This window comes from Azovibrio restrictus DSM 23866 (assembly GCF_000429665.1).
GTDB classification, from domain to species: Bacteria; Pseudomonadota; Gammaproteobacteria; order Burkholderiales; family Rhodocyclaceae; genus Azovibrio; species Azovibrio restrictus.
On the sequence record NZ_AUCH01000013.1, the window covers coordinates 84,032 to 101,146 of the forward strand.

General features: G+C 67.4%; 21 protein-coding genes. 17 read left to right on the forward strand and 4 right to left on the reverse strand.

All coding sequences use genetic code 11. From position 1 onward, the window contains the following. The first annotated feature begins 17 nt into the window (after positions 1–17). From petA to G474_RS0111605, 6 genes are all read left to right on the forward strand, one after another. Positions 18–623, forward strand: coding sequence for a ubiquinol-cytochrome c reductase iron-sulfur subunit (gene petA, locus G474_RS0111580; protein WP_425386877.1), 606 nt, complete (start codon positions 18–20; stop codon positions 621–623). Positions 624–652: 29 nt separating this feature from the next. Then, positions 653–1,114, forward strand: coding sequence for a NifB/NifX family molybdenum-iron cluster-binding protein (locus G474_RS20560; RefSeq protein WP_051282237.1), 462 nt, complete (start codon positions 653–655; stop codon positions 1,112–1,114). Positions 1,115–1,139: 25 nt separating this feature from the next. Then, the gene (gene cydX, locus G474_RS22810; RefSeq protein ID WP_084513728.1) at positions 1,140–1,238 is read left to right on the forward strand and encodes a cytochrome bd-I oxidase subunit CydX; all 99 of its coding nucleotides are present in this window, start codon (positions 1,140–1,142) and stop codon (positions 1,236–1,238) included. A 1-nt stretch (position 1,239) separates the two neighbouring features. Beyond that, positions 1,240–1,542 carry a cyd operon YbgE family protein gene (locus G474_RS0111595; protein ID WP_043464177.1) on the forward strand — a complete coding sequence of 101 codons (303 nt, stop codon included), beginning with the start codon at positions 1,240–1,242 and terminating at the stop codon, positions 1,540–1,542. Between the two features lie 65 nt (positions 1,543–1,607). After that, the gene (locus G474_RS20565) at positions 1,608–3,284 is read left to right on the forward strand and encodes a tetrathionate reductase family octaheme c-type cytochrome (RefSeq protein WP_051282238.1); all 1,677 of its coding nucleotides are present in this window, start codon (positions 1,608–1,610) and stop codon (positions 3,282–3,284) included. Next, positions 3,281–3,880 (forward strand): cytochrome b/b6 domain-containing protein, encoded by a 600-nt coding sequence (locus G474_RS0111605; RefSeq protein ID WP_026687118.1) that lies wholly within the window; start codon positions 3,281–3,283, stop codon positions 3,878–3,880. Before G474_RS20565 ends, G474_RS0111605 begins: the two co-directional genes overlap by 4 nt. A gap of 58 nt (positions 3,881–3,938) precedes the next feature. Here G474_RS0111605 and G474_RS0111610 read toward each other — a convergent pair whose 3' ends face one another. Then, positions 3,939–4,124, reverse strand: a complete 186-nt coding sequence (locus G474_RS0111610; protein ID WP_026687119.1) for a hypothetical protein — start codon at positions 4,122–4,124, stop codon at positions 3,939–3,941. A 201-nt stretch (positions 4,125–4,325) separates the two neighbouring features. Here G474_RS0111610 and G474_RS0111615 point away from each other — a divergent pair, with 201 nt between their 5' ends. From G474_RS0111615 to G474_RS0111665, 11 genes are all read left to right on the forward strand, one after another. Next, positions 4,326–5,366 carry a quinone-dependent dihydroorotate dehydrogenase gene (locus tag G474_RS0111615; RefSeq protein ID WP_026687120.1) on the forward strand — a complete coding sequence of 347 codons (1,041 nt, stop codon included), beginning with the start codon at positions 4,326–4,328 and terminating at the stop codon, positions 5,364–5,366. A gap of 100 nt (positions 5,367–5,466) precedes the next feature. Continuing rightward, positions 5,467–6,048: an electron transport complex subunit RsxA gene (gene rsxA / locus G474_RS0111620; RefSeq protein WP_026687121.1), complete on the forward strand. Its 582-nt coding sequence runs from the start codon at positions 5,467–5,469 to the stop codon at positions 6,046–6,048. After that, positions 6,048–6,620, forward strand: coding sequence for an electron transport complex subunit RsxB (rsxB, locus tag G474_RS0111625; protein ID WP_043464180.1), 573 nt, complete (start codon positions 6,048–6,050; stop codon positions 6,618–6,620). The genes rsxA and rsxB overlap by 1 nt, the downstream gene beginning before the upstream one ends. Positions 6,621–6,625: 5 nt before the next feature. Continuing rightward, on the forward strand, positions 6,626–8,344 hold the full coding sequence (gene rsxC, locus G474_RS0111630) for an electron transport complex subunit RsxC (protein WP_026687123.1): 1,719 nt from the start codon (positions 6,626–6,628) through the stop codon (positions 8,342–8,344). A gap of 9 nt (positions 8,345–8,353) precedes the next feature. Next, positions 8,354–9,370 carry an RnfABCDGE type electron transport complex subunit D gene (locus G474_RS0111635; protein ID WP_026687124.1) on the forward strand — a complete coding sequence of 339 codons (1,017 nt, stop codon included), beginning with the start codon at positions 8,354–8,356 and terminating at the stop codon, positions 9,368–9,370. Beyond that, positions 9,367–10,029, forward strand: a complete 663-nt coding sequence (gene rsxG, locus G474_RS0111640) for an electron transport complex subunit RsxG (protein ID WP_026687125.1) — start codon at positions 9,367–9,369, stop codon at positions 10,027–10,029. Before G474_RS0111635 ends, rsxG begins: the two co-directional genes overlap by 4 nt. Next, on the forward strand, positions 10,029–10,742 hold the full coding sequence (locus G474_RS0111645; protein WP_026687126.1) for an electron transport complex subunit E: 714 nt from the start codon (positions 10,029–10,031) through the stop codon (positions 10,740–10,742). Before rsxG ends, G474_RS0111645 begins: the two co-directional genes overlap by 1 nt. A gap of 13 nt (positions 10,743–10,755) precedes the next feature. Further along, positions 10,756–11,388, forward strand: a complete 633-nt coding sequence (nth, locus tag G474_RS0111650) for an endonuclease III (protein WP_026687127.1) — start codon at positions 10,756–10,758, stop codon at positions 11,386–11,388. Next, the gene (locus G474_RS0111655) at positions 11,367–12,404 is read left to right on the forward strand and encodes an FIST C-terminal domain-containing protein (protein WP_026687128.1); all 1,038 of its coding nucleotides are present in this window, start codon (positions 11,367–11,369) and stop codon (positions 12,402–12,404) included. Before nth ends, G474_RS0111655 begins: the two co-directional genes overlap by 22 nt. A 14-nt stretch (positions 12,405–12,418) precedes the next feature. Beyond that, a complete protein-coding gene (locus G474_RS0111660) occupies positions 12,419–12,844 on the forward strand; it encodes a DUF1841 family protein (protein WP_026687129.1) in 426 nt (141 codons plus the stop codon). A gap of 19 nt (positions 12,845–12,863) precedes the next feature. After that, a complete protein-coding gene (locus G474_RS0111665; RefSeq protein ID WP_156919248.1) occupies positions 12,864–13,559 on the forward strand; it encodes a FecR family protein in 696 nt (231 codons plus the stop codon). A 65-nt stretch (positions 13,560–13,624) separates the two neighbouring features. Here G474_RS0111665 and G474_RS0111670 read toward each other — a convergent pair whose 3' ends face one another. The 3 genes from G474_RS0111670 to G474_RS0111680 all read right to left on the reverse strand — a co-directional run bounded on the left by G474_RS0111670 (position 13,625) and on the right by G474_RS0111680 (position 16,930). Further along, entirely contained in the window at positions 13,625–14,407 is a 783-nt protein-coding gene (locus G474_RS0111670) for an oxygen-binding di-iron domain-containing protein (protein ID WP_026687131.1), read from the reverse strand. 62 nt (positions 14,408–14,469) lie between these two features. Beyond that, the gene (gene tfpB / locus G474_RS0111675; protein WP_026687132.1) at positions 14,470–16,257 is read right to left on the reverse strand and encodes a type IV pilus assembly ATPase TfpB; all 1,788 of its coding nucleotides are present in this window, start codon (positions 16,255–16,257) and stop codon (positions 14,470–14,472) included. Positions 16,258–16,417: 160 nt separating this feature from the next. Next, positions 16,418–16,930: a DNA-deoxyinosine glycosylase gene (locus G474_RS0111680; protein WP_084513729.1), complete on the reverse strand. Its 513-nt coding sequence runs from the start codon at positions 16,928–16,930 to the stop codon at positions 16,418–16,420. Positions 16,931–17,115 lie beyond the last annotated feature (185 nt).

Genomic DNA, 17,115 nt, shown 5'->3' on the forward strand with positions numbered 1-17,115 from the left:
CAGCAAGGAGTATCGCCATGAGCCACGCCTGTACCTGCCATGACCCCATGAACCCGACCCGGCGCCAGTTGATCCTGGCCACCGCCGCCGCAGGCGGCGTGGCCGGGGCCATCACCCTGATTCCCTTCGCCGCCAGCCTGCTGCCCTCGGAACGGGCCAAGGCCGCCGGTGCCCCGGTGGAGGTGGATGTCTCCCGCCTGGCTCCCGGCGAAATGCTCACCGTCGAGTGGCGCGGCAAGCCCGTGTGGATCCTGCACCGGACCCCGGAAATGCTGGCCACCCTGAAACAGGTGGAGGCCGACTTGGCGGACCCGGGCTCGGAAAGGCAGCAGCAACCGGAATACGCCCGCAACGAGCACCGCTCCATCCGCCCGGAAATGCTGGTGACCATCGGTATCTGCACCCACCTGGGCTGCTCCCCGTCCAAAGCCTTCGAGGCCGGAGCCCCGGGCCTGGGGTCCGACTGGAAGGGCGGCTTTCTCTGCCCCTGCCACGGCTCCACCTTCGACCTGGCCGGCCGGGTGTTCAAGAACAAGCCCGCCCCCACCAACCTGGAAGTGCCGCCCCACCAGTACCTGGCCTCAGGCCGGCTGCTGATCGGTGAAGACGGCAGCACTGCCTGAGCCCCATGAGACCTGAGGAGGTAAACCCCATGCGCCTGATCGCCGTCACCTGCCAGAACGCCCGCACCGTCACCCCCCATGCCGGCCGCTGCCGCCGCTTCTTCCTGTTCGGGGACGGGGGCGGACCCATGGTGGGCACCGTGGAGCTGCTGCAGGAGGAAGTCCTGCATGCCGCGCCCCTGGGCCCGGAACACCCCCTGGCCCCGATCCAGGTGCTGATCAGCGGCGGCATGGGCCAGGACCTGTACCGGCGCCTCTCGGCCCGGGGCATCCAGGTGTACCTGACCCAGGAAAGCTCGCCGGAAATGGCGGTGCGCCTGTACCTGGCCGGGGCGCCCTCCCTGCCCTGCAACGACAACAGCGGCTGCGGCCACGACCATGAAGAAGAAGCAGAAGCCGCTCCCCTCCCGGAAACCGCCGGCCACTGCCAGTGCGCCCACGGCCACAGCGGCGGCGGCGGACATCAGCACTGCCGCCAGCACAAACACTGAACCCTGACAGAGAAAGGAAACCGCCATGTGGTACTTCGCCTGGATCCTCGGCCTGGGCCTCGCCCTGCTCCTCGCCGTGGTGAACACCATCTATTACGACGCCCGGGAAAATGGAAACGGCTGAGGTGGGTCCACGTCTTTCGGACCTGCTTCGGGAACGCGGCCCCCGGGCGCCCCGGGGGCAAAACATCTCCCTGTTCCTGGGCCTCGCCTCGACCCTGCTCCTGGCCCTGGACCCGGCCCTGGTGGACACCAGCCTGGCCGGGCTGCGCCACACGGAACTGCTGCTGCTCGTCATCGCCATCGCCCTGTGCCTGCTGCACGGGCTGGGCCCGGTCTTCCGCCCCGGCACCCCCGGGCGCTGGCTGGCCCACCCTTTCACCGCCTGGTCCCTGCTGACCCTGGCCTGGTGGAAGCTGCTCCACTGAATAATTTTTCAACACCAAAGGAGAAGAACCATGCCGCATACCCTGCACCATCCGGGAGAATCCCCATGAAATCCGGACTCCCTGCCCTCCTCATTTCCCTGGCGCTGGCCCTTTCCCTAACCGGAAACGCCGGCGCCTCCGCCGTTCACGGCAGCCCCCCAAAGAAGACCGGCAAGAGCAGCACCGCCGATCACAGCAAGTTCAAGGAGCTGCAGCAGGACTTCAAGTCGGGCCAGGAAGTCACCCGGGCCTGCCTGAGCTGCCACACGGAAGCCGCCCGGCAGATCATGCAGACCCGCCACTGGACCTGGGAATACACCAATCCCGACACGGGCCAGAAGCTGGGCAAGAAGACCATGCTGAACGGCTTTTGCATCGGCGACAAATCCAACGAGGCCTTCTGCAACAGCTGCCACATCGGCTACGGCTGGGAAAACGACAAGTTCGATTTCGCCAATGAGGAAAACGTGGACTGTCTGGCCTGCCACAACCAGGGCAAGTACACCAAGCCCGGCGGCCTGGCCGGCCACCCGGCCTACGTGCGCACCGAGTACCCGCCCGGCTCCGGCACCTTCCTGGAGCCCGTGGACCTGGCCCAGGTGGCCGCCCACGTGGGGGCCACCCGCAAGGACAACTGCGGCGCCTGCCACTACAACGGCGGCGGCGGTGACGGGGTGAAGCACGGGGACCTGGACTCCTCCCTGAACCAGCCCTCCCGCCAGCTGGATGTGCACATGAGCGCCGACGGGGGCAACTTCAGCTGTTCCACCTGCCACCAGACCGATGCCCACCAGGTCTCCGGCAGCCGCATCACGCCCACGGCGGCGGACCCCCACGGGCCCCTGCTGCGGGGCCAGGCCAGTGACCGGAACCCGGCCACCTGCCAGGCCTGCCACGGGGATGCGCCGCACCAGGCCCCGGCCGGCAGCATCAACGCCGCCCGGGAGAAGAATCCGGAACTGCTCAACACCCACGCCCGCACCCTGGCCTGCCAGACCTGCCATGTCCCGGCCTTCGCCCGGGGCGGGGTGCCCACCAAGATGACCTGGGACTGGTCCCAGGCCGGCAGGATGGGCCCCAATGGCAAGCCCCAGAAGATCAAGGACGAGCACGGCCACATCACCTACGACAGCCGCAAGGGCCAGTTCGGCCTGGGGGAAAACGTGGTGCCCGAGTACCTGTGGTTCAACGGCAAGGTCAGCTACACCCTGCAGACGGACAAGATCAACCCGGACGGACCCGTGGCCATCAACACCTTCCACGGCACCCCGGGGGCGGCGGATGCGCGCATCTGGCCGGTGAAGCGTTTCCGGGGCCGGCAGCCCTATGACACGGAAAACCTGAACCTGCTGGTGCCCCATTCGGCCATCCCGGACGACACGGCCTACTGGTACAACTTCGACTGGGACAAGGCCCTGAAGGTGGGCGCCGCAGCCACCGGCGCCCCCTTCTCGGGCAAGTACGGCTTCGTGGATACGGAAATGCTCTGGCCCATCACCCACATGGTGGCCCCCAAGGAAGACGCGGTGGATTGCATCGAATGCCACAAGCAGGGCGGACGCCTGGAAGGCATTCCCGGGGTTTACATCCCGGGCCGGGACCGGCACCCCTGGCTGGACAACGTCGGCTGGGCCCTGGTGGGCCTGACCACCCTGGGCAGCCTCGGACACGGCCTGGTCCGCATCCTCACCCGCCGCCGGCAGGACACGCACGACGACGATACGCACGGAGCCCAGTCATGAGCGAACGCATCTATCTTTACAAACGCTTCGAGCGTTTCTGGCACTGGTCCCAGGCCCTCTTGATCATCATCATGATGCTCACCGGCTTCGAGATCCACGGCAGCTATGCCCTGCTGGGCTTTGCCAAGGCCGTCCAGGTGCACACCCTGGCGGCCTGGACCCTGCTCACCCTGTGGGCCTTCACCATCGTCTGGCAGTTCACCACCGGAGAATGGCGCCAGTACCTGCCCACCTTGAAGAAGGTGGACGCCATGGTGAAGTACTACGTCCTGGGCATCTTCACCGATGCCCCCCACCCTTTCAAGAAGACCCCGGTGGCCAAGCATAACCCGCTGCAGCGCCTGGCCTACCTGGCCTTCCTGTCCCTGATGTCGCCCTTGATCTGGGGCAGCGGGCTGCTCTACCTGTTCTATCCCCAGTGGCCGGCCTGGGGCGTGAACCAGTGGCTGTCCCTGGAGTGGGTGGCCCTGGCCCACACGGTGGGAGGGTTCATGATCCTCACCTTCTTCGTGGCGCACGTGTACATGACCACCACCGGGCACACGCCCTTCGCCCACATCAAGGCCATGATCACCGGCTGGGAAGATGCCCACTAGGCCTCGCCGCATGCCCCGCCGGCCACGCCACGCCGCCCCCGGCGGGGTGGCGCCCGGCTCAGGCCCTGACCCGGTGGGCCATGCCCCCGGTCAGGCAGCCGTAGGCCACTGGCAGATCCCCGGGCAGGGACCAGCCGAACAGCAGCTCCTCCGCATCCCGCAGGGAGGCGCCGGTGCTCAGCACGTACTCGGACAAGGCGGCAAATGCCGCCAGACGCATCCAGAACAGGGTTTCTTCATTCATGATCGCGCTCCCGAAACAGGGTTGCGGGACCGGGCCCGAACGCCCCGGAACAGCCGGAGCCCGGCTGCCGGCCCGCAGGCAGCACTAGCAATTTTCGTCCCAGCGCCCTGGAACCGGGCCGCCCACCTGCCGCGCAGCTATAAGGATATTCCGCAGCGTCAGCCAGACTTTTCCGGCCTTGCGGTAAAATCCCGCCCCATCATGATCTATTCCCTGCTGCGCCGCGTTTTGTTTTCCATGGATGCCGAAAAGGCGCACGGCATCGCCCTGAGCGGCATTTCCTTCCTCCAGGCCAGCGGCCTCTCGGGCCTGATGGCCGACCGCTTCGTGGATGATCCGGTGGAGGTGATGGGCATCCGCTTTCCCAACAAGGTGGGCCTGGCGGCCGGCCTGGACAAGAACGGCGCCCACATCGACGGCCTGGCGGCCCTGGGCTTCGGCCACATCGAGATCGGCACCATCACCCCCCGGCCCCAGCCGGGCAATCCCAAGCCACGCATCTTCCGCCTGCCGGAGGCCCAGGCCATCATCAACCGCATGGGCTTCAACAATGCCGGGGTGGAGGCGCTGCTGGCCAACGTGCGCCGGGCCGAGTTCCCGAAACAGGGCGGCATCCTGGGGATCAACATCGGCAAGAACGCCGACACCCCCATGGAAAAGGCCGCCGAGGATTACCTGATCTGCCTGGAAAAGGTTTACGGGGAAGCCAGCTACGTCACCGTGAACATCTCCAGCCCCAACACCAAGAACCTGCGCGAACTGCAGAAGGACGAGGCCCTGGACGACCTGCTCGCCCGCCTCAAGGCCGCCCAGCAGCAGCTCGCCGACCGGCACGGCCGCTACGTGCCCCTGGCGCTGAAGATCGCCCCGGACCTGGACGACCTGCAGATCAGCACCATTGCCGACGCCCTGAAGCGGCACCGCATGGATGCCGTGATCGCCACCAACACCACCCTGTCCCGCGCCGGGGTGGAAAAGCTGCCCCACGGGGACGAAACCGGCGGCCTCTCGGGAGCGCCGGAGTTCCGCCTCGCCACCACGGTGCAGGGCAAGCTGGCCCACGCCCTGGCAGGCGAAGTGCCCATCATCGGCGTGGGCGGCATCCTCAAGGGTGAAGATGCCCGGGCCAAGCTCGCCGCTGGCGCCAGCCTGGTGCAGATCTACACCGGCTTCATCTACCGGGGCCCTGAACTGGTGCGGGAAGCGGCCGACAGCCTGCGCGGCCTGGGGAAGAGCGCTTGATCCCGGCAACGGCCGGAGGCCGCAAACCCCTCATGCCATCGCGGTTGTCCGGGCCCCTCCCCGGCCCCATAATTCCTGCCCCCCACCTTCCTTGCTGAATATGGCCCATTACCTGTTCCTGCTCATCGGCGCCGTCCTGGTGAACAACGTGGTCCTGGTGAAGATCCTGGGCCTCTGCCCCTTCATGGGAGTCTCCAAGAAACTGGAAACCGCCTACGGCATGGGCGCCGCCACCACCTTCGTGCTCACCCTGGCCACCGGTGCCAGCTTCATCATCGACCATTACCTGCTGATTCCCTTCGGCCTGGAATACCTGCGCACCCTGTCCTTCATCGTCACCATCGCCGCCATCGTGCAGCTCACGGAAATGGTGATCGCCAAGACTTCCCCGATGCTGCAGCAGGTGCTGGGCATCTACCTGCCCCTCATCACCACCAACTGCGCCGTGCTCGGGGTGCCGCTGATCAACATCTCGCACAGCTACGGCTTCATGGAATCCCTGCTGTTCGGGGCCGGCAGCGCCATCGGCTTCTCCCTGGTGCTGGTGCTGTTCGCCGGCATCCGGGAACGGGTGGATGGGGCCGAGGTGCCGCTGCCCTTCAAGGGCGCCGCCATCGCCATGGTCACTGCCGGGCTCATGAGCCTGGCCTTCATGGGCTTCGCCGGACTGGACCGCTACTGATGGAGCTCCTGATCGCCATTGCCGTGATGGCCCTGGGGGCCGTCGTCCTGGGCGCCGCCCTCGGTTACGCCTCCATCAAGTTCAAGGTGGAGGGCGACCCCATCGTCGAGAAGGTGGATGCCATCCTGCCCCAGACCCAGTGCGGCCAGTGTGGTTTTCCTGGCTGCAAGCCCTATGCCGAAGCCATCGTCAAGGGCGAGGCGGAAATCAACCAATGCCCCCCCGGCGGTGATGAGGGCGTACGCAAGCTGGCCGACCTGCTGGGCAAGGAATACAAGCCCCTGTCCGCTGAACACGGGGAGGAAAAGCCCAAGGCGGTGGCGGTGATCCGGGAGGAGACCTGCATCGGCTGCACCCTGTGCATCCAGGCCTGCCCGGTGGATGCCATCGTCGGCGCCGCCAAGCAGATGCACACGGTGGTGGAATCCCTGTGCACCGGCTGCGAGCTGTGCCTCAAGCCCTGCCCGGTGGAATGCATAGACATGGTGCCCGTCCCGGAAACCCTGGACACCTGGAAATGGAAATACCCCGTGATCGAGATCAAGCCGGCTGAAGGCCGGAAGGCAGCCTAGCCGCCATGTTGCAGAAACTGTTCAAATTCAAGGGGGGCGTCAAGCCCGCCTACAACAAGCACCAGTCGGTGGGCACCCCCATCGCCACGGCGCCGCTGCCCAGCCGCCTGGTGATTCCCCTGCACCAGAGCATAGGCGGCACCCCCCAGCCGGTGGTGGCCGTGGGCGACAAGGTGCTGAAGGGCCAGTTGATCGGCGCCGCCGACGGCTGGATTTCCGCCGCCGTGCATGCCTCCACCTCGGGCACCGTGACGGACATCGGCCCCTACCTGGTGCCCCACCCTTCCGGCCTCTCCATCGATTGCGTGGTGATCGAGCCGGACGGGGAAGAGCGCTGGATCGAACGCCAGCCCCTGGACTACCGGGCCATGGCCCCGGAAGCCGTGCGGACCTACCTGCAGCAATCCGGCGTCGTCGGCCTGGGGGGCGCCGTGTTCCCCAGCCACGCCAAGCTCACCCCCTCCCGGGACGTGCCCATGGAGGAGCTGGTGATCAACGGGGCCGAATGCGAGCCCTGGATCACCTGCGACGACCTGATCATGCGCGAACGGGCCGCCGAGATCGTCTCCGGCATCGGCCTGTTCCGGGACCTGCTGCAACCGAAGCGGGTGCTGATCGGCATCGAGGACAACAAGCCCGAAGCCGTGGCCGCCATGAAAGCTGCCGTCCAGACTGCGGGCGAGCCCTTCGAGGTGCTGGCCGTGCCCACCCTCTATCCGGCGGGCGGCGCCAAGCAGCTGATCCGGGTCCTGACCGGCAAGGAAATCCCCGCCGCCAAGCGTTCCACCGACCTGGGCGTGCAGTGCTTCAACGTGGCCACCGCCTGGACCGCCTGGCGCGCCGTGGCCCACGGGGAGCCGGTCATCAACCGCATCGTCACCCTCACCGGCAACGCCGGCAAACCGCGCAACTGGGAGGTGCTGATCGGCACCCCCATGGACCAGCTGCTGCCCCTGGCCGAACCCGCCCCGGATACGGACGGGGTGATCATGGGCGGCCCCATGATGGGCTTTTTGATCCCCGCCCCCGATGTGCCGGTGATCAAGGCCACCAACTGCCTGATCGCCCATTCCCCCACCCTGTTCCCGCCCAAGCCGCCGGAAATGCCCTGCATCCGCTGCGGCGAGTGCGCCCGGGCCTGTCCCCAGGAACTGCAGCCCTTCGAGCTCTACTGGTGGAGCCGGGCCCGGAACTTCGGCAAGACCCAGGAATACAGCCTGTTCGACTGCATCGAATGCGGCTGCTGCTCCTACGTCTGCCCGGCCCACATTCCCCTGGTCCAGTATTTCCGCTTCTCCAAGAGCGAGATCTGGGCCCGGGAAAAGGACAAGAAGATGGCCGAGGGGGCCAAGGACCGCTTCGAATTCAAGCAATACCGGGAAGAACGGGAAAAGGCCGAGAAGGCCGAAAAACTGGCTAAGGCAGCCGCAGCCCAGGCTGCCAAGAAGGCCGCCGAAGCGGCGGCAGCAGCAGGCAGCGAAGCCAGCCCGGCGCCACCCGCCGACGATCCGGAAGCCGCCAAGAAGGCGGCCATCGCCGCCGCCATGGCCCGGGCCAAGGCCCAGCGTGCCGCCGTGCAGCCCCGCAACACCGACAGCGTGTCGCCGGACCAGGCGGAGGAAATCGCCGCCATCGACGCCCGCCGCCAGCAGGCGGGCCTGGAGCCGCCGGCCCCGTCCCCGGAACCCGCACCTGCCGCCGCCCCGGACGGCAAGGAAGCCTGAGTCATGGAAATCGTCACCTCTCCCCACGTCCTCAAACCGGTGAGCATCACCCGGGTCATGGGCCAGGTCTGCCTGGCCCTGCTCCCCGGCATCGCCGTCTATAGCTGGCTGATCGGGCCGGCCCTGCTGCTGCAGCTGGGCATTGCCAGCCTCACCGCCCTGGCCGCCGAAGCCCTGCTCTTGAAGCTGCGCGGCAAGCCCGTGTCCCCCTTCCTCATGGATGGCTCGGCCTTGGTCACGGCCTGGCTGATCGCCCTCACCTTTCCGCCCCTGTCCCCCTGGTGGCTGACCGCCACCGGGGTGCTGTTCGCCATCGTCATCGCCAAGCAGCTCTACGGCGGCCTGGGCCAGAACCCCTTCAACCCGGCCATGGTGGCCTTTGCCGCCTGCATCGTCGCCTTTCCCGCCCTGATGTCCCAGTGGCCGGCCCAGGGCCTGTCCCTGTCCTTCGGCCAGCAGCTGGAAGTGGTGTTCGGCCTGGCGCCCCGGATCGACGCCCTGACCGCCGCCACCCCCCTGGACGCCATGAAGACGGCCCTGAAGATGGACGGGGTGCATGCCAGCGTCCAGGAGCTGCTGGCCAACCAGACCCTGTACGGCACCTTTGCCGGCCGGGGCTGGGAATGGGTGACCTCGGCCTACCTGCTGGGCGGCCTGTTCCTGCTCTGGCGCCGGGTCATCACCTGGCACGTGCCGGTGGCCTTCGTCCTCGGCCTGCTGCTGATTTCCGGCCTGTGCTGGAGCCTGGACCCGGCCCGCTATGCCGATCCCCTGTTCCACCTGTTTTCCGGCGGCGCCATGCTCGGAGCCTTCTTCATCGCCACCGACCCGGTGTCCGGCTGCACCACCCCCCGGGGCAAGCTGATCTTCGGCTTCGGCGCCGGAGCGCTGGCCTACCTGATCCGGGTCTTCGGCGCCTTCCCGGACGGCATCGCCTTCGCCGTGCTGATCATGAATCTGTGCGCCCCGCTCATCGACCTGTTCTGCCAACCGGCCGTGTTCGGCAAGAAGAAGGAGGCCCCATGAGCGAAGCCAAGGTTTATACGGCGCCCGCCATGGCGCTGCGCACCGCCCTGACCCTGCTCATCTTCGTGGTGCTGTTCACCGGCCTCCTGGCCGGCGCCTACCAGTGGACCCGGCCTGCCATCGAGGCCTCCCTGCTGGCGGAGAAGATGAAGTTCATCAACGAGGTGCTGCCCGCCGGCAGCTACGACAACGAGCTGCTGGCCGATACCCTGTCCCTGCCCCCCACCCCGGAACTGGGCCTGAAACAGCCCAGCACCGTGTACCGGGCCCGGCGGGGGGGCGAGCCCGCCGCCCTGGTACTGGAAGCGGTGGCTCCGGATGGCTATTCGGGAGATATCCGCCTGGTGCTGGGCATCACCGCCGACGGCGACATCACCGGGGTGCGGGTGGTGCAGCACAAGGAAACCCCGGGCCTGGGGGACTACATCGAACCCGGCAAGGACAAGAACAAGGAACAGCCCTGGATCAGCCAGTTTGCCGGCCTGAACTATCCCCAGGTGGCTGATGCCGAATGGAAGGTGAAGAAGGACAAGGGCCGCTTTGACTACCGCAGCGGCGCCACCGTCACCCCCCGGGCCGTGGTAGGCGCCGTGCACAAGGCGGTACGCTTTGCCGTGACGCACCGGCAGGAACTCTTTGCCCAGGAAGGAAAGCCATGATCAGCCGCGAGGAATTCCGTAGCATCGCCCACAACGGGCTGTGGAAACAGAACACGGGTCTGGTGCAGCTCCTGGGCCTCTGCCCCCTACTCGCCATCTCCACCAACATGGTCAACGCGGTAATGCTGTCGCTGGCCACCATCCTGGTGATGGCGCTCGCCAACGTGGCGGTGGCCAGCCTCAGGAACCTGATCCCCCACGAGATCCGCATCCCGGTGTTCATCCTCATCGTCGCCGCCCTGGTCACCGTGGTGGATCTGCTCTTCAATGCCTGGTTCCACCAGCTCTACGTGATCCTGGGCATCTTCATCCCGCTGATCGTCACCAACTGCATCGTGCTCGCCCGGGTGGAGGCTTTTGCCGCCAAGAATCCCGCCCTGCATTCCACCCTGGACGGCATCTTCATGGGCATCGGCCTGCTGTGGACCCTGGCCCTGCTGGGCGCCCTGCGCGAGCTGATCGGCAGCGGCACCCTGCTGGCCGGCATCGAGATGGTGATTCCCGGCGCCAGCGCCATCCAGGTGCTGCCCGCCGACTACCCGGGCTTCCTGCTCGCCATCCTGCCCCCCGGCGCCTTCATCCTGCTGGGCTGCCTGATTGCCTGGAAAAACTGGCTGGACCAGCGTGCCGCCGCCCGGGAACGGGCCCGCCCTGCGTCCCCCGCCACCCCCGCCGAACCGGCCGGGGAGGCCAGCCCGGCCCCGGCCGGCTGAGCCCTGCACGGCCATGAACAAGCAGAAACGCAGCGAAATCTACACGCGCCTCAAGGCCGCCAACCCCGCCCCCACCACGGAGCTGGAATACGCCAGTCCCTTCCAGCTCCTGATCGCCGTGCTGCTCTCGGCCCAGGCCACCGACGTGGGGGTGAACAAGGCCACCCGCAAGCTCTTTCCCGTGGCACCCACCCCGGAAGCCATGCTGGCCCTGGGGGAAGAAGGGCTGATGGAGTACATCAAGACCATAGGCCTCTACAAGACCAAGGCGAAAAACACCATCGCCACCTGCCGCATCCTGCTGGAAAAGCACGGCGGCCAGGTGCCGGAGGCCCGGGAGGCCCTGGAAGCCCTGCCCGGCGTCGGCCGCAAGACCGCCAACGTGGTGCTCAACACGGCCTTCGGCCAGCCCACCATCGCCGTGGACACCCACATCTTCCGGGTCGCCAACCGTACCGGCCTGGCTCCCGGCAAGGATGTGCGCGAGGTGGAAGACAAGCTCACCCGCCACACCCCGGCGGAATTCCGTCAGGACGCCCACCACTGGCTGATCCTGCACGGGCGCTACCGCTGCAAGGCGAGAAAGCCCGAGTGCGGCACCTGTCCCATCTACGACCTGTGCGAATGGAAGGCCAAGGCCCCGTGAGCGCCGGGGCCGCCAGCGGTCTGGCCTGGGGCGATGCGCCCCTGCCCCAGCTGGCGGAAGCCGCCGTGCGTCAGGCCCTGGCACGGCTGCCGGCAGCCCGGGCCGCCGCCGTGCTGCTCTACCTGACCCCCGACTTTGCCCGGGAAGCCGGCGCCGCCCTGAAGGCGGCGGCCCGGGCCGCCAGCTGTCTGAACATCTGCGGCGGCCTGGCGGCCCATCCCTTCACCGAACGGGAAGCGGTCCTGGACCGCCCCGCCGCCGCCGCCCTGGTGCTGACTGCGCTGCCCTCCGGCCCCGAAGGGCCCAGGCTCACCTACAGCCACCGCCACCCGGCCAGCCCTCCGCACTGGCATGAGGCTCCCCGCTTCGGCCTGGAATGCGCCCCCGGCCCCCTCTGGTCCCAGGGCCGGCTGCAGGACGGCCACCAGGTGGACATGGCCCTGGGGGGCCTGGCCCAGGCCCGGGACATTTCCCACGGCCTCCAGTATCTGACCCCGCCCCTGGACATCACCGCCTGCGACGGGCTGCGCCTGCTCCAGGTGGGACACAGCCCGGCCCTGGAAAGCCTGCGCCGGGCCCTGCCCCCGGAGCTGCGGGAACGCCAGCCCCTGCATACCCTGTTCGCCCTGCCGCCAGGCGGCCCTGGGGAAGCCGTGGCGATCCTGGAAAGTCACGCCGATGGCAGCCTCACCCTGGCCGCCCCCCTGCCCCAGGGGAGCACCCTGTGCTGGGCGGCCCGCCAGCCCCTGGCGGCGGAGGCGGAACTGAACCGGCAGCTGGCAGACCTGGCCCGCCGGCAGCCGCGCCCCTGGTTCGGCCTCATGCACGCCTGTATCGGCCGGGGCCCCTGGTTCCATGGCGGCGAGGATGCAAACCGGGCCGCCTGGCACCGGCATTTCGGCGACCTGCCCCTGCTGGGCGCCTACGGGGACGGCCAGATCATCCCCTGCCCCCCGGGGGGCGCCCGACTCGTGCACAACAGTGTGCTCACCACCCTGTGCGGCCCCGCCGCCTGACTCCGAGAAAGCCCATGTTCACACCCTCCCGCGACGAAGTCCGCCGTTTCTTCTGCAGCGCCTGGAAAAAACACCAGGATCGGCTGCCCCTGGCCGGTGCCGAGGTGGCGGCCGCCGATGTGGCCGCCCGCCACCCGGAATACCATGCCCTGCTCGCCGACCCGGAAGGGGCCCTGCAGGGGGAATGGACTCCGGAAGGCGGCGCCATGAACCCCTTCCTGCATCTTTCCCTGCATCTGGCCGTCGCCGAACAGCTCTCCATCGACCAGCCCCCGGGCATCCGCGCCGCCTTCGCCCGCCTGACCCAACGCCTGGAGCCCCACGCCGCCGAACATGTGCTGCTCGAATGCCTGGGAGAAGTCCTGTGGGAAGCCCAGCAGCGGGGCGGCATGCCCGACAGCGAGGGCTATCTGGATAAAATCCTCAGACACACCACCTGACCCTCCCCCGGAGCCGCCCATGTCCTCTCCCTCCCGCCCCGATTTCCGCCGCCGGCGCCTGCTGCGCTACGGAGCCCTGCCCCTGCTGGGCGGCGGCCTGAGCGGCATGATCCAGTCGGCCCTGGCCAATGGCACCCACCCGGTTCCCCCGGGCCTGCACCGGGTCCAGGGCCAGGTCCTGGTGAACGGCCAGCCGGCCCGGCCGGGCATGCTGATCCAGCCCCGGGACCGGATCGAAACCGGCCCGGGCAGCGAGGCCATCTACGTGGTGGGCCAGGATGCCTACCTGCAGCGCGCCAGCAGCAGCGTGGAAATCGGCGCCGGCAGCCAGGCTGGCGAGGTGGCCGCGAGCGGCCTGCGCCTCATCGCCGGCAAGCTGCTGTCGGTGTTCGGCCGGGGCCGGCAGCGCCTGGAAACCCCCACGGCCACCATCGGCATCCGCGGTACCGGCTGCTACATGGAAGCGGAACCGGAGCGGCTCTACATCTGCCTGTGCTACGGCGAGGCCGACTACATCCCCAGGGTGGCCCCGAGGCTGGCCCGCAGCCTGCGCACCACGCACCACGAAGAGCCGGTGTGGATTTCCGCCAGGGACAGGGAAAACCCCATCAGCCCGGCCCCGATGCTCAATCACACGGATGCGGAACTGGTGCTGTTGGAAAACCTGGTGGGGCGCTGGCCCCCCTTCTACGGCCAGGGCGGCCCGAGCTACTGAACCCCGGCATGCAAAACGGCGGGCCTAGGCCCGCCGTTTTGCTGTCCTGAACCGGGAAACCAGAATCAGATCAGGCGATTGGGAATCTGGTAGTTGGCCGGGGTCATCAGGTCCACCCCGCATTCCAGCTGTTCCACCCAGTCGATGAAGTCCTTGACCGCCTTCTTGCCCACGAAGCGGCAACCGTGCTGGGGCACGATCTGCTCGATCTCCAGCTGGCGCACCATCTGGGCCCAGTAACGGCAGACCTTGCCACTGACGATGTAACGCTTGTGGAAGCCCATCATGTAGGGCACGTGGGAGGCGAAATCGGTGATCGGGGTGGAGGCCTTGTCGTGGGACACCAGGGAGGTGCCCAGGTCACCGGAGAAGAGGATCTTGGCAACGGGGTCGTAGAACTGGAAATTGCCTTCGGCGTGCATGAAGTGGCCCGGCAGGGCGAGGATCTTGCACTGGCCCAGGGGAATCATGGCCCCCTCGTCGGGAATGCCGATGATGCGCTGGGAGACATCCCGGCCGGTGGTGAAGTGCGGCACGAAACGGGTCCACAGGGCGGAGATCATGACCTTGCAGTTGGAGGCCACGAACCACTTGTTCACGGAAGCGATGATGTCCGGGTCCGGATGGGAGGCCAGGATGTAGTCCAGGTCCTTGGACGAGAAATACTTCTGCATGTCCATCAGCAGACCCGTGTAGGTCATGTTGCCACCCGGGTCCACCAGGGCTCCGTGACCGCTGTCGGCGATCAGGAACTGATTGCACTGCACGGCCAGATCGGTCTTTTCATCCACCAGATCGTAAAAGGCGTGCACCACATGGTTACCATCGTTGTAAAGCTCGACTGCCATGATCTTCCCCAAATTTGGACGGCGTATTATCCATCAGGAATCGCTGCTTAGGTTGACGGGTATCAACTTCCATCGTCCGCGGGCGGCGCCACCCGGACGATTTCCTCCAGGGAGGTGATGCCGGAAGCCACCTTGAGGGCCCCGGAAATGCGCAGGGGGCGCATGCCCTCGCGACAGGCCTGATCCCGCACCCGGGCGGCGTCGGTCTCCTTGCCCACCAGCTTGCGCACCTCGGGGCTCATGAGCAGCAGCTCGTACACCCCCACCCGGCCGATGAAGCCCGTCATGCGGCATTCCAGGCAGCCCACCGGATGGTAGATCTGGGCCGGCTCGTTGGCCTTCCAGGGCAGCACCAGGTTGCGCCAGACCTGCCGGTCCACCTCGGTCATGGGGGCCGGCTTCTTGCAGTGGGGACAGAGGGTGCGCACCAGGCGCTGGGCCATCACCCCCAGCAGGGTGGCGTTGATCAGGTAGCCGGGCAGCCCCAGGTCCTGGAGCCGGGTGATGGCGGAGGCGGCATCGTTGGTGTGCAGGGTGGACAGCACCAGGTGCCCGGTCAGGGCGGCCTGGATGGCCATTTCCGCCGTTTCCAGGTCGCGGATTTCGCCCACCATGATGATGTCCGGGTCCTGGCGCATCAGGGCCCGCACCCCCTCGGCAAAATTCATCTCCACCGCATGCTGGACCTGCACCTGGTTGAAGGAGGATTCCACCATTTCGATGGGGTCCTCGATGGTGCACACATTGACCTCGGGGGTGGCCAGCTGCTTCAGGGTCGAATAGAGGGTGGTGGTCTTGCCCGAGCCGGTGGGGCCGGTGACCAGGATGATGCCGTTGGGCCGGCCGGTCATCTGCCCCCAGCGGGACAGGTCATCCTCGGAAAACCCCAGCTGCTTGAAATCGCGCACCAGCACTTCCGGGTCGAAGATCCGCATCACCAGCTTCTCGCCGAAGGCCGTGGGCAGGGTGGACAGGCGCAGTTCCACCTCGTCCCCGTCGGGCATGCGGGTCTTGATCCGCCCGTCCTGGGGCCGGCGCTTCTCGATCACGTCCATGCGCGCCAGGAGCTTGATGCGGCTGGTCATGGCGGTCATCACCGCCATGGGGATCTGGTACACCTGATGCAGCACTCCGTCGATGCGGAAGCGCACGATGCCCACCTCGCGCCGGGGCTCGATGTGGATGTCCGAGGCGCGCTGGTCGAAGGCGTACTGCCAGAGCCAGTCCACGATGTGCACGATGTGCTGGTCATTGGCATCCAGCTGACGGTTGGTGCGGCCCAGCTCCACCAACTGCTCGAAGCTGGACAGGCCGCTGCTCTGCCCTCCCTTCTGGGCCGCCTTCTTGACCGACTTGGCCAGGTTGAAGAACTCCACCAGATAGCGGCTCACGTCGGCCGGATTGGCGAGCACCCGGCGCACCTTCTTCTTGAGGATGTGCTCCAGCTCCTTTTCCCATTCCCGCAGGAAGGGCTCCGAGGTGGCGATCACCACCTCGCGCAGGTCGATGCCGATGGGCAGGATGGCAAAGCGCCCCGCGTAGGCGCTGGAAACCACATCGGCCACCCCGGTGAAATCGATCTTGAGGGGGTCGATATGCTGGTAGGGCAGGCCCACCCTGCCTGCCAGCCATTCGGTCAGGTTTTCCAGGTTCAGGGGTTTGTGGGGCGCCGCCAGGGCACGCCATTTCTGCTCGGCCACCAGGATCAGGGGATGGGTGTTGCCCCCCTTCAACTGCCGCTCCGCCCGCAGGGCCTCCGCATCGGGCTGGCTGACCATGCCGTCGGCCACCAGCCAGGTGAGGACTTCAGGAAGATTGAGTCGGTGTTCGTGGACGGGCAGCTCGGTCATGGCAAAGGGCAACAACGGATCAGAAAAGTTAAGGACTATAGCATCAAGCCCGGCAGCAACCTCGCCCCGACAGCGGCTCCGGACTCGCCTTGCGGGTAAAACCAGGTAAAGCCGGGAGCGGGGCGGGCAGCGGCAATCCGGGCCACGGGGGAGCCGCGGCTCAGCCCAGCAGACCCTGGCGCCAGCCCTCCAGCTTGGCCGCAAAAGCCAAGGTGTAGGCCGGACTGGAAGAAGGCAGCACCCGGGTCTCCAGCCCCAGGGCCGCCAGCCGGGGCGCGAACTTCGCCGCCGTGCGGCCATTGAAGCAGACCCGGCGCAGGGCCGGGGCCTGCCCCACCAGGGCCGCGAAGTCATTGGCTTCCCCGGCCCGGATGTCGGCATCCAGGGCCCCCGGGCGGACGCAGGCCTGGTACACGTCCCAGATGCCGATGCCGTGGGCCAGCACCCGGGCCGTGCGCTCCGGGTAAGGCAGCGCCTGGAGGTCCTCCCCCCACAGGGCCCCCAGCAGGCGCCAGAAATGATTCTGCCGATGCCCGTAGTACTGCTGGGCGGCCAGGGAGGCCGGCGAGGGAAAGCTGCCCAGGATCAGGAGCCGGATGTGCCCCGCGAAGATTGGCGCCAGACCACTCAGGCGCTGCGGCTCGGCGGAGGATGGATCGGGGATGGGACTCATGGGAAAAAATCCTGCCAGAGGGCCGCAGCCCTGTCCACCGACACGCCCAATGCCGGGGGGCCAGACAAGCACTGCAGCAGGCCAGGACGTCCGCTTCCCCCAGGCTTTCTACTACCAGCCCTGACTCCGGCGCACCCTTGCCCCTGCCTCTGCCGCCGCCCCATTCGTAAGAATTTGTAAATAAC

Coding starts and splice junctions, on each gene's coding strand:
- G474_RS0111605 (WP_026687118.1), top strand. CDS start 3,281: ATGAGCGAACGCATCTATCTTTACAAACGCTTCGAGCGTTTCTGGCAC.
- cydX (WP_084513728.1), top strand. CDS start 1,140: ATGTGGTACTTCGCCTGGATCCTCGGCCTGGGCCTCGCCCTGCTCCTC.
- tfpB (WP_026687132.1), bottom strand. CDS start 16,257: ATGACCGAGCTGCCCGTCCACGAACACCGACTCAATCTTCCTGAAGTC.
- G474_RS20560 (WP_051282237.1), top strand. CDS start 653: ATGCGCCTGATCGCCGTCACCTGCCAGAACGCCCGCACCGTCACCCCC.
- G474_RS20565 (WP_051282238.1), top strand. CDS start 1,608: ATGAAATCCGGACTCCCTGCCCTCCTCATTTCCCTGGCGCTGGCCCTT.
- G474_RS0111680 (WP_084513729.1), bottom strand. CDS start 16,930: ATGAGTCCCATCCCCGATCCATCCTCCGCCGAGCCGCAGCGCCTGAGT.
- G474_RS0111670 (WP_026687131.1), bottom strand. CDS start 14,407: ATGGCAGTCGAGCTTTACAACGATGGTAACCATGTGGTGCACGCCTTT.
- petA (WP_425386877.1), top strand. CDS start 18: ATGAGCCACGCCTGTACCTGCCATGACCCCATGAACCCGACCCGGCGC.
- G474_RS0111660 (WP_026687129.1), top strand. CDS start 12,419: ATGTTCACACCCTCCCGCGACGAAGTCCGCCGTTTCTTCTGCAGCGCC.
- rsxB (WP_043464180.1), top strand. CDS start 6,048: ATGGAGCTCCTGATCGCCATTGCCGTGATGGCCCTGGGGGCCGTCGTC.
- G474_RS0111615 (WP_026687120.1), top strand. CDS start 4,326: ATGATCTATTCCCTGCTGCGCCGCGTTTTGTTTTCCATGGATGCCGAA.
- G474_RS0111665 (WP_156919248.1), top strand. CDS start 12,864: ATGTCCTCTCCCTCCCGCCCCGATTTCCGCCGCCGGCGCCTGCTGCGC.
- G474_RS0111655 (WP_026687128.1), top strand. CDS start 11,367: ATGGAAGGCCAAGGCCCCGTGAGCGCCGGGGCCGCCAGCGGTCTGGCC.
- rsxA (WP_026687121.1), top strand. CDS start 5,467: ATGGCCCATTACCTGTTCCTGCTCATCGGCGCCGTCCTGGTGAACAAC.
- rsxG (WP_026687125.1), top strand. CDS start 9,367: ATGAGCGAAGCCAAGGTTTATACGGCGCCCGCCATGGCGCTGCGCACC.
- nth (WP_026687127.1), top strand. CDS start 10,756: ATGAACAAGCAGAAACGCAGCGAAATCTACACGCGCCTCAAGGCCGCC.
- G474_RS0111610 (WP_026687119.1), bottom strand. CDS start 4,124: ATGAATGAAGAAACCCTGTTCTGGATGCGTCTGGCGGCATTTGCCGCC.
- rsxC (WP_026687123.1), top strand. CDS start 6,626: ATGTTGCAGAAACTGTTCAAATTCAAGGGGGGCGTCAAGCCCGCCTAC.